General features: G+C 66.6%; 12 protein-coding genes. 10 read left to right on the forward strand and 2 right to left on the reverse strand.

The window, feature by feature from the left end; genetic code table 11:
• From ADBZ5N_RS12855 to ADBZ5N_RS12870, 4 genes are all read left to right on the forward strand, one after another.
• A partial coding sequence (locus ADBZ5N_RS12855) for an NAD-glutamate dehydrogenase (protein WP_526257878.1) occupies window positions 1–3,732 on the forward strand: 3,732 nt, incomplete at its 5' end.
• Window positions 3,733–3,736: 4 nt separating this feature from the next.
• Window positions 3,737–4,150 (forward strand): acyl-CoA thioesterase, encoded by a 414-nt coding sequence (locus tag ADBZ5N_RS12860; protein ID WP_526257898.1) that lies wholly within the window; start codon window positions 3,737–3,739, stop codon window positions 4,148–4,150.
• Window positions 4,147–4,788, forward strand: a complete 642-nt coding sequence (locus ADBZ5N_RS12865; protein ID WP_526257880.1) for a DUF8185 domain-containing protein — start codon at window positions 4,147–4,149, stop codon at window positions 4,786–4,788. Before ADBZ5N_RS12860 ends, ADBZ5N_RS12865 begins: the two co-directional genes overlap by 4 nt.
• Window positions 4,789–4,880: 92 nt before the next feature.
• Complete coding sequence (locus ADBZ5N_RS12870; protein WP_526257882.1) at window positions 4,881–6,521, forward strand: long-chain-fatty-acid--CoA ligase; 1,641 nt, start codon at window positions 4,881–4,883, stop codon at window positions 6,519–6,521.
• 4 nt (window positions 6,522–6,525) lie between these two features.
• Here ADBZ5N_RS12870 and ADBZ5N_RS12875 read toward each other — a convergent pair whose 3' ends face one another.
• Entirely contained in the window at window positions 6,526–6,912 is a 387-nt protein-coding gene (locus ADBZ5N_RS12875; RefSeq protein ID WP_526257884.1) for a globin, read from the reverse strand.
• 94 nt (window positions 6,913–7,006) lie between these two features.
• Here ADBZ5N_RS12875 and ADBZ5N_RS12880 point away from each other — a divergent pair, with 94 nt between their 5' ends.
• Genes ADBZ5N_RS12880 through ADBZ5N_RS12890 form a run of 3 tightly spaced genes read left to right on the forward strand, consistent with a single transcriptional unit; the run spans window position 7,007 to window position 8,343 of the window.
• Window positions 7,007–7,588, forward strand: a complete 582-nt coding sequence (locus ADBZ5N_RS12880; protein WP_526257886.1) for an HNH endonuclease signature motif containing protein — start codon at window positions 7,007–7,009, stop codon at window positions 7,586–7,588.
• 46 nt (window positions 7,589–7,634) lie between these two features.
• Entirely contained in the window at window positions 7,635–7,865 is a 231-nt protein-coding gene (gene ctaJ, locus ADBZ5N_RS12885; RefSeq protein ID WP_526257888.1) for an aa3-type cytochrome oxidase subunit CtaJ, read from the forward strand.
• Window positions 7,852–8,343, forward strand: coding sequence for a DUF5130 family protein (locus ADBZ5N_RS12890; RefSeq protein ID WP_526257890.1), 492 nt, complete (start codon window positions 7,852–7,854; stop codon window positions 8,341–8,343). Before ctaJ ends, ADBZ5N_RS12890 begins: the two co-directional genes overlap by 14 nt.
• Before the next feature lie 7 nt (window positions 8,344–8,350).
• Here the strand turns inward: ADBZ5N_RS12890 and pepN are convergent, their stop codons facing one another.
• Window positions 8,351–10,942 carry an aminopeptidase N gene (pepN, locus tag ADBZ5N_RS12895; protein WP_526257892.1) on the reverse strand — a complete coding sequence of 864 codons (2,592 nt, stop codon included), beginning with the start codon at window positions 10,940–10,942 and terminating at the stop codon, window positions 8,351–8,353.
• Window positions 10,943–10,965: 23 nt separating this feature from the next.
• Between pepN and ADBZ5N_RS12900 the strand changes: the two genes are divergently transcribed.
• The 3 genes from ADBZ5N_RS12900 to ADBZ5N_RS12910 form a co-directional block, all read left to right on the forward strand.
• Entirely contained in the window at window positions 10,966–11,583 is a 618-nt protein-coding gene (locus ADBZ5N_RS12900; RefSeq protein WP_526257894.1) for a mycothiol-dependent nitroreductase Rv2466c family protein, read from the forward strand.
• Window positions 11,584–11,593: 10 nt separating this feature from the next.
• Window positions 11,594–12,073 (forward strand): ribose-5-phosphate isomerase, encoded by a 480-nt coding sequence (locus ADBZ5N_RS12905; protein WP_526257900.1) that lies wholly within the window; start codon window positions 11,594–11,596, stop codon window positions 12,071–12,073.
• A 5-nt stretch (window positions 12,074–12,078) separates the two neighbouring features.
• The coding region (locus tag ADBZ5N_RS12910; protein WP_526257896.1) for a DNA-formamidopyrimidine glycosylase family protein at window positions 12,079–12,347 on the forward strand (269 nt) is incomplete at its 3' end.

The following is a 12,347-nucleotide window of genomic DNA, read 5'->3' on the forward strand; positions in this document are numbered from 1 at the left end:
TCAGAACTGTTCACGATGACCGCCGAGCAACTGCTCGCCACGGCCGGTGCTGTCATCGATCTGGGCTCTCGTCGGCGGACTCTGCTGTTCCTGCGCACCGACCGGCTCGGGCATTTCGTGTCCTGTCTGGTCTACCTACCCCGTGACCGCTACACCACCGGTGTCCGGCTGGCTATGCAGGACATCCTGGTGCGCGAGTTCGGCGGCGCCAGCATCGATTACGCGGCACGGGTCAGCGAATCGCCCTGGGCGCTGGCGCATTTCACAGTCCTGCTGCCTGCAGACGCCACGCCCGCCCAGATCGACATCTCCGAAGCCAACCGAACCCGCATCGAGGACCTCCTGACCGCCGCCACCCGCACCTGGTCGGATCGGCTGTTCGGATCGGTGCCTGCCGGCGCCCTGCCCGGCCCCGTTGCCGAGCACTATGCCGACGCCCTGCCGGAGGAGTTCAAGCAGGCCGTCACCCCCGACGAGGCGATCACCGACATCGGCATCATCGAGAGTGTCGAACCCGGTGCGGTGCGGCTACAACTGGAGCCTGGGGAGGTTGCACCCGAGGCGTACCTCACCTGGTATCTCGGCGGCAGTTCGGCGTCGCTGAGCCGGCTGCTGCCGATGCTGCAGAGCATGGGCGTCGAAGTCCTTGAGGAGCGGCCGTTCACGGTGATTCGGCCTGACGGTCTGACGGTGTGGATCTACCAGTTCAAGGTCCGCCCGGAAGCGTCGATTTCGCAGTCGGGCGGCCAGCAGGACTGGGACGCCGCCGCCGAGCGTTTCACCGAGGCGCTCACCGCCATCTGGTACGGCCGCGCCGAGATCGACCGATTCAACGAACTGGTCCTGCGCGCGGGCCTGAACTGGCAGCAGGTCATGCTGCTGCGCGCCTACGCCAGATACCTGCGTCAGGCGGGGTTCGCCTACAGCCAGGCGCATATCGAATCGGTGCTGGGTGAGCACACGTCGACGGCTCGGTCCCTGGTCGCGCTGTTCGAGGCGATGTTCGACCCCGACGACAGCGGGCGAGACGCCAAAGCCGCCGCGCGGGCCGTCGCCACCGACATCGACGCACTGACCAGCCTGGACACCGACCGGGTGCTACGCGCCTTCGCCTCCCTGATCCAGGCCACCCTGCGCACCAATTTTTTCGTGACCGCGCCGGAGTCGGCCCGGGCCGCAGATGTGTTGTCGGTCAAGCTCAATGCCGAGATCATCAGCGAACTCCCCCTGCCGAGGCCCAAATTCGAGATCTTCGTCTACTCGCCGCGTGTCGAGGGTGTGCATCTGCGGTTCGGGCCGGTCGCGCGTGGCGGGCTGCGCTGGTCTGATCGCCGCGAGGACTTCCGTACTGAAATCTTGGGTCTGGTCAAGGCACAGGCGGTCAAGAACGCGGTGATCGTGCCGGTCGGAGCCAAGGGCGGCTTCGTCGTCAAACGGCCACCGGCCGATCGGGAGGCATTCCGCGACGAGGGGGTGGCCTGCTACCGACTGTTCGTCTCCGGTCTGCTCGACGTCACCGACAACATCGACCGGGCCAGTGGTCGCGTCGTGGCTCCGGATCGGGTGGTCCGCCGCGACGGCGACGACGCCTACCTGGTGGTCGCGGCCGACAAGGGCACCGCCACGTTCTCCGACATCGCCAACGACGTAGCGAATTCCTACGGCTTCTGGCTCGGTGACGCGTTCGCCTCCGGCGGCTCGGTGGGCTACGACCACAAAGCCATGGGCATCACCGCCAAGGGTGCCTGGGAGTCGGTCAAGCGGCACTTCCGGGAGATGGGGGTGGACACTCAGAGCGAGGATTTCACCGTCGTCGGCATCGGCGATATGAGCGGCGACGTGTTCGGCAACGGCATGCTGCTGTCCCAGCACATCCGCCTGGTGGCCGCCTTCGACCATCGCCACATCTTCATCGACCCGGACCCGGATGCCGCCCGCTCGTTCGTGGAGCGCCAACGCCTGTTCGACCTGCCGCGCTCCAGTTGGGAGGATTACGACCCGGGACTGATCAGCCCCGGTGGGGGAGTCTTCGGCAGAGGTCAGAAGGCGATACCGATCAGCCCGCAGATGCATCGCGTACTGGGTATCGAGGACACCGTCACCGAGCTGCCGCCGCCGGATCTCATCCGCGCCATCCTGCGCGCCCCGGTGGACCTGCTGTTCAACGGCGGCATCGGCACCTACATCAAGGCCGAAGCCGAATCCGATGCCGATGTCGGCGACCGCGCCAACGACACCGTTCGGGTCAACGCAAACCAGTTGCGCGCCAAGGTGGTCGGGGAGGGTGGCAACCTGGGGGTGACGTCGCTGGGCCGGGTCGAATTCGACTTGTGCAGCGGCCGCATCAACACCGACGCACTGGACAACTCGGCCGGGGTGGACTGCTCCGATCACGAGGTCAACATCAAGATCCTGGTCGATTCACTGGTCAGCGCAGGGCGGGTCGCGCCCGGCCGGCGGACCGAACTCTTGGCGTCGATGACCGATGAGGTGGGCCGGCTCGTCCTCACCGACAACAGTGACCAGAACGACCTGATGGGGACCAGCCGGGCCAACGCGCCGGCGCTGCTGAACGTGCACGCCCGCCAGATCCGCGAACTTGAAGAGCGTCGCGGTCTCAACCGGGAGCTCGAGGCGCTGCCGACAAGCAAAGAGATCCGCCGCCGCCAGGACATCGGGGCCGGCTTGACCTCACCGGAACTGGCAACCCTGATGGCGCACGTGAAACTGGCCCTCAAGGAACAGGTGCTGGCCAGCGACCTGCCCGATCAGGAGGCCTTCATCGCCCGGCTGCCCGGGTACTTCCCGACCCCGCTGCGGGAGGGGTTCGCTGCCGACATCCGCGGCCACCAACTGCGCCGCGAGATCGTCACCACGATGTTGGTCAACAACGTCGTGGATACCGGCGGGATCACCTACGCCTACCGGGTGACCGAGGATGCCGGGGTGGACTACGTCGACGCGGTCCGCGCGTTCGTGGCCACTGAGGCGATCTTCGGGATCGAACGGACCTGGCGACGGATCCGCGCCGCCGGCGCGGACGGGGTTGGGGTGGCTGTCACCGACCGGATGACCTTGGACCTGCGTCGACTCCTCGACCGTTCTGCCCGGTGGCTAGTGAATTACCGACCGCAACCACTGGCGGTGGGCGCCGAGATCCACCGCTTCGCGGCCAAGGTCGCCGCACTGGCACCCGGGATGCCCGGGTGGCTGCGCGGTGACGACCGGGCCATTGTCGCCAAGGAATCGGCGGAGTTCGCGGCTGCCGGTGCTGGTGAGGATCTGGCCTACATGGTGGCATCCGGGCTGTATCAGTACAGCCTGCTCGACGTCATCGACATCTCCGACATCATCGATCGCGACCCCGACGAGGTGGCCGACACCTACTTCGCTCTGATGGACTACCTGGGCACCGACGGCCTGCTCACCGCGGTCTCCGGACTGCCGCGCGACGACCGCTGGCACGCACTGGCGCGGTTGGCCATCCGCGACGACATCTACGGCTCACTGCGGGCGTTGTGTTTCGATGTGCTGGCGATCGGCGAGCCTGGCGAAACCGGCGAGGAGAAAATCGCCGAATGGGAGCAGAGCAACGGTTCCCGGGTGAGCCGGGCGCGACGCACCCTCGCCGAGATCTACCAGACCGATGCGCGCGACCTCGCAACCCTTTCGGTGGCGGCCCGACAGATCCGCAGCATGACCAGGACGAGTGGGGCAGGGACCAGTGCCTGAGCAGGTGCGCAACGGCTTCACCACCGGGGTTCGGGTGCGCTGGTCGGATATCGACATGTACCAGCACATCAACCATGCCACCATGGTGACGATTCTGGAGGAGGCCCGTGTCGATTTCCTGCGCGAACCCTTCGCCGAGGACGTCAAAACCATTGGGCTGCTGATCCATGAGGTGCAGGTTCTCTACAAAGGCCAACTGCGCCTTGCTGATTCACCACTTCAGGTGACGATGTGGACCAAGCGTCTGCGGGCGGTCGACTTCACCATCGGATACGAGGTGCGATCGGTCCAGGCGTCCCCCGACTCCAGACCGGCGGTGATCGCCGAGACGCAACTGGCGGCGGTGCACATCGAGGAGCAGCGACTGGTTCGGCTCTCGCCGCAGCATCGGGAGTACCTGCAGCGCTGGCTGCGATGAACCCTGACCGCGGCGCCTGGATCCCCGACCCGGCGCAGCGAGGCGATCTACTCGTCTTCGCCGAACGCGCCCTGCGACTTGACGAATCGGCCGTGATCAGGTTGCGCACCCGTAGCGACGGACTGCTGGGCGCCTGGGTGTCAACCGGATTCGGCGTGCTGGCCGCGCGGGTGGTGGTCGGCACCGTCCGCCCCGACGACATCACCTGTGCGGCGGATCGCTTCGCTGTCGGGCTTCGGGCCGCCGGCGGGTCCGGATACGTCGATCCCGGATACCCGATGGATTCAGCCTGGCGGGGAGCGATCCCGCCGGAGGTCGGGTTCGTCCATCTCGACGACGTCCCGGCGACGGTGCTGACCGAGTTGGCCCGAAGCGGCGCCGATCTGGCGCGCGAGCACAGCGGCCCGCAGGGCCCGCCGCCGTCACTGCTGGACCAGGAGGTGCTGCAGGTCGACTCCGGCATGGAGGTTGTCGCTGTGCCGATGCGCTGCGTGATGGCCCTGGCCGCTATGGGATTCATCTCCGAGGCCGCCGGTGATGTGGTGCGGGTGCGTGCCACGCCGGCCTGGCTGCGCATCGACGCCAGGTTCGGCTCGGTGTTTCGGCGCCGCGGCGATCCACTGCTGCTTCTCGGCTGAGATTCAAGTTTTCTCTGTCAGGCGTCAATTGCGGGTGCGACACTGAACTTCCATCGCGCACGGAGGGTGCGCAGACAGCGTTGGAGGCAGCCGTGGTCGACAAAAGCAAGCCCTGGTTCAAGCTCTACGACAAGGGTGTGCCCTACTCGATCATCTACCCGCCGCTGTCAATCAAGCAGATGTTCAACAGCTGTGCCGAGAAGTATCCCGAGCGTGACTACCTGATCATCAACGACACCACACTGCCCTACGGCCTGGTCAACATGATGGCCCGCAAGGCGGCCAACGCACTGACTTCGCTGGGGGTGAAGAAGGGCGACCGCGTGGCGCTGATGTCGCCCAACGTCCCCCAGTACGTCATCGCCTACCAGGCCTGCGCCAAGATCGGCGCCATCGTCGTGCAGGTGAACCCACTGGCTCCGACGCCGGAGGTACACCACTACATCAGGGACAGCGGGGCCGAGACGGTCATCGTGATGGCAGCCTTCAGCAAGGGGCCGATCGAGGTGCTCAAGACCGGCGATACGGCACTGCGCAACGTCATCACCTTCCAGGTCCCGTCGGGCAACGTCGAGGTGGAGTCCGCCCCCGGCGTGCTCGATTTCAACGAGGTCGTCGGCGCGGGCGCCGACACCGAGCCGTCGGTGGACGTCGGGCCCCACGACATCCTGATGCTGCAGTACACCGGCGGCACCACCGGCCTGTCCAAGGGTTGCGTGCTGACCAACGAGAACCTGGCTTCGATCGCCTACCAGGAGAGCTATTGGATGACGCCGGTGTTCGAGAAGACCGACCACCTGCGCTGCCTGGCGGCGGTGCCGATCTATCACATCTACGGCTTCAACATGAACGTCAACGTCAACCACGTCTTCGGCGGGACGATCATCATGGTGCCGCAGCCCAGCACCGACAACATTCTGGCCGCGATCAATCAGCACGAGCCGAACCTCTTCCCCGCGGTGCCGACGATGATCATCGGGCTCAACCAGCACCCCGACATCACGACCTCCAAGATCGGGTCGGTGCGGGCCGTGGTGTCGGGGTCCGCACCGCTGCCGGTGGAGGCGATGAAAACCTTCGAGGAGCTCTCCGGTGCGGTGATCACCGAGGGCTACGGCATGTCGGAGACCTCCAACATCGTCACCGCGAACCCGCTGCACACGGTGCGCAAGCCGGGTGGTGTCGGTATTCCGTTCCCCGACAACGACGTCCGCATCGTCGATCTGGATGACCCGACGAAGGAGATGCCGCTCGGCGAACCAGGCGAGCTGCTCTGCAAGGGGCCTTCGGTCATGCGGGAGTACTGGAACAATCCGGAGGAGACCGCCAAGACCTTCATCGACGGCTGGCTGTCGACCGGCGATATCGCCGTTCTCGACGAGGACGGCCACATCTTCATCGTCGACCGCAAGAAGGACATGATTCTCTCCAGCGGGTTCAACGTGTACCCCCGCGAGATCGACGAACTGATGTACACCCACCCGAAGGTGCTGCAGGCCTGCTCATTCGGGATTCCCGACGAGAAGCGCGGCGAGAGCCTGAAGCTCACCCTTGTGCTGAAGCCGGGTCAGGAATTGAGCGTCGAGGAGGTCCGCGCCTTCTGCAAGGAGAACCTCTCCGGATACAAAGTGCCCACCGAGGTCGCATTCCTGGAATCTCTGCCGGTCACCAACGTCGGCAAGCCCGACCGCAAGACGCTGCGTCAGATGCAACTGGAGGGAAAGCTCGGCTAGCCGGTCAGAACGGCGCGTTCACCATCGAGTCGGCGGCCATCTCCAGGTAGGCCAGCAGTTCACGGCGATGCTCATCATCGAGGGTCTGCCGGTCGATCGAGCCGACCGCGGTGTGCATGCATCGCAGCCAGGCGTCCCGCTCGAGAAACCCGATCCGGAAAGGTGCGTGGCGCATCCGCAGTCGCGGGTGACCGCGCTGTTCGGAGTACGTCCGCGGCCCGCCCCAGTACTGCTCCAGGAACATCCGCAACCGGTCCTCGGCGGCTTCGAAATCGTCCTCCGGATACAGCGGACGCAGTATCTCGTCCTCCCGGACGAGTTCGTAGAAACGGGCCACGATCGTGCGGAACGTCTCGGCGCCGCCGATCGCATCGTAGAAGGTCTGCGCCACGCCCCCATTGAACACCAGAGGAATACGCGTGCGGTCGGCGCCGATCCGTGGTGCACTGGTCTGCGGAGGTTGCATGGTGCAGCGCAAACGGAGCATGCCCGCTCGGGCTGGTGCGCGCACTGCCCTGCACAGCGTCGAATCTCCTCCGGAGGCGTCGGTGTGGGGCCGCCGGCGGGTGCTGCTGCTGAACTCCACCTATGAGCCCCTGACCGCGCTGCCCATCCGGCGGGCCGTCGTCATGTTGCTGTGCGGCAAGGCCGACGTGGTGCACGACGACCCCGACGGGCCGATCATCCATTCGGCGACCAGGCTGATCACCGTGCCGTCGGTGATCCGCCTGCGCAGCTTCGTTCGGGTTCCCTACCGCGCCCGGATCCCGCTGACCAGGGCCGCGCTGATGCACCGGGACCGGTTCCGGTGCGCCTACTGCGGTGCCAAGGCCGACACCGTCGACCATGTTGTTCCGCGCAGCCGCGGCGGCGAACACACCTGGGAGAACTGTGTGGCCGCCTGCTCGGGGTGCAACCACCGCAAGGCCGACAAACTGCTCGCCGAACTGGGCTGGACATTGCGGCTGGTGCCGACCTCCCCCAAGGGTCAGCACTGGCGGCTGCTGTGCACGGTCAAGGAACTCGATCCCGCGTGGGTGCGGTATCTGGGCGAGGGTGCGGCCTGAGCGCCCCCTCCCGATCGCCGGTACCGATTGCGATACGGTCTTGTCCGTGAATCACGCACTGCTGTTTGGACTGCCGGTGCTCGTCGTGGTCGTGTTGATCGCGTTGATCTACCGGAAGGCCGGTAATCGGCCCGACCCCTACCGACTGCCGCAGCCGTGGACCCATGAGCCAATCCTGTGGACGGCGACCGAGGAGCCGCTGCCGACAGGTCACCATGGTGTCGATCATCACGGTGCCGACCACTTCGTAGGAGGAGGCGCAAGTGGCCGGTGGTAGCCATGCCGTCGTCAGGCCGCAATCCAGCCTGGACACCGCAGCACTGCCGCTCGGCTGGGCGGTCACGTCCAGCGGTCGGCTTTCCATTGCCACCGAACCGGACAGGCTTCCCCATCAATACCCGTTCCGGTCGCTGGACCTGGTCGTCCTCGATGATGCGCTGACCCAGGCCAGCCGGCAGTCCAAGGCCCGCTTCGCGGTCTACATCGGTGACCTGGGTGCCGAGACTTCCACCCGTGCCCGCCAAATCCTGGCCGACGTCCCCACTCCGAGTAACGGGGTGCTGCTTGCCGTTTCGCCGGATCAGCGTGCCATCGAGGTGGCCTACGGCGCCGATCTTCGGGGTCGGGGTATCGAGTCGGCCGCGCCGCTGGGCGTGTCGGCGGCGGCGTCGGCGTTTCGCGAGGGCAACCTGATCGACGGGTTGATCAGCGCGGTGCGGGTGATGTCCGCGGCGATCTCGCGGCCCAACTCCTAGCGCGGTCCTAGCGGGCGTCGAAGGCTCGGGCCTTCAGCGCTCGTTCCACCCCGGCGCGACCCTCGAGCACCAGTCGCCGCAGCGGCGGCGGGACGTGCAGACCGCCGAGGAACCAGTCGGCAGCCGCCACGCCTTCGGTGCTGACATCCCAGGATGGGTACAGGCCGACGACCACGGTTTGGGCGACTTCACTGGAGCGGCGCTCCCATACCGCGCCGATGGTGTCGAAATACTGCTTGGTGTACGGCGCCAGCATCTTTGCCTGCGTGTCCGGTCCTTGTCCGGGATGGACGAATCCGGTGATGATCGCCCGCGCGGTGATGTTCGGCAGGGTGTCGTCCTCGATGACTTCCCGCCAGGCCCGGTGCTTGACCTCGGCCTGTGGGCGGGCCGCCGACGCCGCAGCCGCATGGCGGCGTCCGGCCGCGGTCGGGTCGCGGGTCACTTCGGCCTCGATGAACGGTGACTGCGGGCCGTCTGCGTCGATCCGCCCGCCGGCCGCCAGGGCGGTGACGATCCGCCACCGCAGATCGGTGTCCACCTGCAGCCCCGGCAGGCCACTGTCAGCGGCGTCGCGCTCGAGCAGGTCGGCCAGCACCGTCAGGTGGCGCTCGGAGAGTGCCGATGAGCAGAGTGCGTTGACGAACGCCAGCTGGTGGTCCGAACAGGGCTCGGCGGCGCGCGCCAATTCCAGCAGCCGGTCGGCGAAGGCCGGCCACCCCTCGGCCGCCGCCCAGCCCGGTTCGGCGTAGGAGTTGAGCGCGGTCTGGGCCTGCAGCAGCAGCCGCTGGGCCACCCCGACCTCGGTCTCGGCCTGCACCCCGCCGGCCACCAGCGCCACGAAGTTCCGGGCCCGCAACTCGGCGTCGCGGGTCATCTCCCAGGCCGCCGACCACACCAGGGTGCGGGGGAGCGGGTCGGCGATGTCGGCAATGCGGGTGGTCGCCACTCGCAGCGAATCCGGGTCCAGCCGCATCGAGCAGTAGGTGAGGTCATCGTCGTTCACCAGTATCAGGGCACCTCGTGAGACGCCTTGCAGCGCAGGGACTTCGGTGGACTCACCGGATATGTCGAGTTCTTCGCGATGCACCCGGACCAGCCGGCCGGTGCCGGCTTCTCCTTCATCGTCGTAAATCCCAATGGCCAGTCTGTGCACCCGGGTCTCCCCGGCGCCGGGAGCGGCGCCACCCTGGTGGATGACGAACCGGGTGAACCGCCCTGCTCCGTCGACCTCGAAATCCGGACGCACGGTGTTCAGCCCGGTCGTTTTCAGCCATTGCCGGCCCCAGTCGGACAGGTCACGGCCGGAGGCCTTCTCCAGCGCCCCGAGCAGGTCGTCGAAGGTGGCGTTGTCGAACGCGTGTGCGGCGAAGTAGTCACGCAGACCGGCCAGGAAGTGCTCCAGGCCGACGTAGGCCACCAACTGCTTGAGCACACTGGCGCCTTTGGCGTAGGTGATGCCGTCGAAGTTGACCTCGACGGCGTGCAGATCCGGGATGTCGGCGGCCACCGGATGGGTCGACGGCAACTGGTCCTGACGGTAGGCCCAGGACTTCTCCACATTGGCGAATGTGGTCCACGCCTGGGTGTACTCGGTGGCCTCGGCCTGGCAGAGCACCGAGGCGAAGGTGGCGAAGGACTCGTTGAGCCACAGGTCATCCCACCACCGCATGGTCACCAGATCGCCGAACCACATGTGCGCCATCTCGTGCAGTACCGTCTCGGCGCGCCGCTCATAGGACGCGCGGGTCACCTTGCTGCGGAAAACGTAGTCCTCCAGGAACGTCACCGCGCCGGCGTTCTCCATGGCGCCGGCGTTGAACTCCGGGACGAAAAGCTGGTCGTACTTGCCGAAGGCGTAGGGCACACCGAAGTTGCGGTGGTAGAAGTCGAAGCCCTGTCTGGTTTCGGTGAACAACCGCTCGGCGTCCATGTGCTCGGCCAGTGAAGCGCGACAGAAGATACCCAGTGGGATTTCGCCGTGTTCGTCGCGGTAGACGTCGCGCCACACCGCGTACGGTCCGGCCACCAACGCCACCAGATAGGTGCTCATCTTCTGCGTGGTGGCGAAGGTGTGCACGGCCTTTCCGCCGTCGCGGCGGACATCGACGGTCGCCCCGTTGGAGATCACCTGCCAGTGCTCCGGTGCGGTGACGGTCATGTCGAAGACCGCCTTGAGATCGGGCTGGTCGAAGCAGGCGAACATCCGCTTGGCGTCGGCGGTCTCGAACTGCGAGTACAGATACACCTCACCGTCGACCGGGTCGACGAACCGGTGAAGTCCCTCACCGGTGTTGGAGTAGTGGCAGTCGGCCTCCACGACCAGAACGTTGTCGTGGGCCAGGCCGATCAGCGCAATCCCGGTCGACTCGTCGTAACCGGACACGTCGATATCGTGGCCGTTGAGCACCGCACGGTGCACCCGGTCGGCCGCCAGGTCGATGTAGGTGTCGGCGCCGGGCAGCGCCTCGAACTGCACGGTGGTCACCGACCGGAACGTCTTCTCGCCGCCGGTCAGGTCAAGCTCGATGTGGTAGCGGTTCACGGTCACCAGCGCCGCGCGTTCGATGGCCTCATTGTGGGTCAGATTGGGAAGCACGGGAACCAACCTATCCTTAGGCCATGTCTGAGTTGGGGAGCAAGTCGCGCGCCGATTTCTGGTTCGATCCGCTGTGCCCGTGGGCCTGGATCACCTCCCGGTGGATCCTGGAGGTGGAGAAGGTCCGCGATGTCGAGGTCCGGTTCCGCGTCATGAGCCTGGCGGTGCTCAATGAGGGCAGGGACCTGCCCGAGCAGTATCAGGAGCTGATGACCAAAGCCTGGGGGCCGGTGCGGGTGGCGGTCGCCGCCGAACAGGCCCACGGCGCCGACGTGCTGGCATCGCTCTACACCGCGATGGGCACGCGAATCCACAACAAGGACAACAAGAACCTCGAGCAGGTGATCGTCGAATCGCTGGCCGAGGCCGGACTTCCGGCCGAGTTGGCGGCCACCGCCACCGACGGCTCCTACGACGATGCTCTGCGCAAGAGCCACCACGAGGGAATGGACGCGGTCGGCGGCGACGTCGGGACCCCGACCATCCATATCAACGGTGTTGCCTTCTTCGGCCCGGTGCTGTCCCGGATTCCGCGCGGCGAGGAAGCCGGCCAACTGTGGGACGCATCGGTCACGCTGGCGTCCTGCCCGCATTTCTGGGAACTCAAGCGCACCCGCACCGAGCGGCCGACGTATGACTAAGGTGACCGCCATGCGCGTCTACCTCGGCGGGGATCACGCCGGTTTCGAATTCAAGAAAGCCATCATCGAGCACCTCCGCAAGGCCGGTCACGAGCCGATCGACTGCGGGGCGTTCGAGTACGACGCCGAGGACGACTACCCGGCGTTTTGCATCGCCGCCGCGCAGCGCACCGTAGCCGATCCGGGCAGCCTGGGCATCGTGCTCGGCGGGTCGGGCAACGGCGAGCAGATCGCCGCCAACAAGGTGCCCGGCGTGCGGTGCGCGCTGGCGTGGAGCGTCGAGACCGCCAAACTCGCTCGCGAACACAACAACGCCCAGGTGATCGGCATCGGCGGCCGCATGCACACCGAAGCCGAGATGCTCGCCATCGTCGATGCCTTCCTTTCCACACCGTGGTCAAAGGCCGAACGGCATCAGCGGCGCATCGACATCCTGGCGGAGTACGAGCGCACCCACATCGCGCCACCGGTGCCGGGCACCCCGGAGTAGCTGCCGTGCCGGAGGGGCACACCCTGCACCGGCTGGCCCGGCTGCATCAGCGGCGCTACGCAGGATCTGCGGTGCAGGTGTCCAGCCCTCAGGGCCGGTTCGTCGACGCGGAACGGCTCGACGGGCTGACGTTCCTCCGCGCTTCCGCCTGGGGCAAGCACCTGTTCCACCACTACGACGGTGGCCCGATCGTGCATGTTCACCTCGGCCTGTACGGCACCTTTCGGGAACATCGCACGCCCATGCCCCAACCCCGCGGGGCGGTGCGGATGCG

Origin of the sequence: Mycobacterium sp. (genome assembly GCF_044370595.1) — a bacterium.
GTDB lineage: Bacteria > Actinomycetota > Actinomycetes > Mycobacteriales > Mycobacteriaceae > Mycobacterium.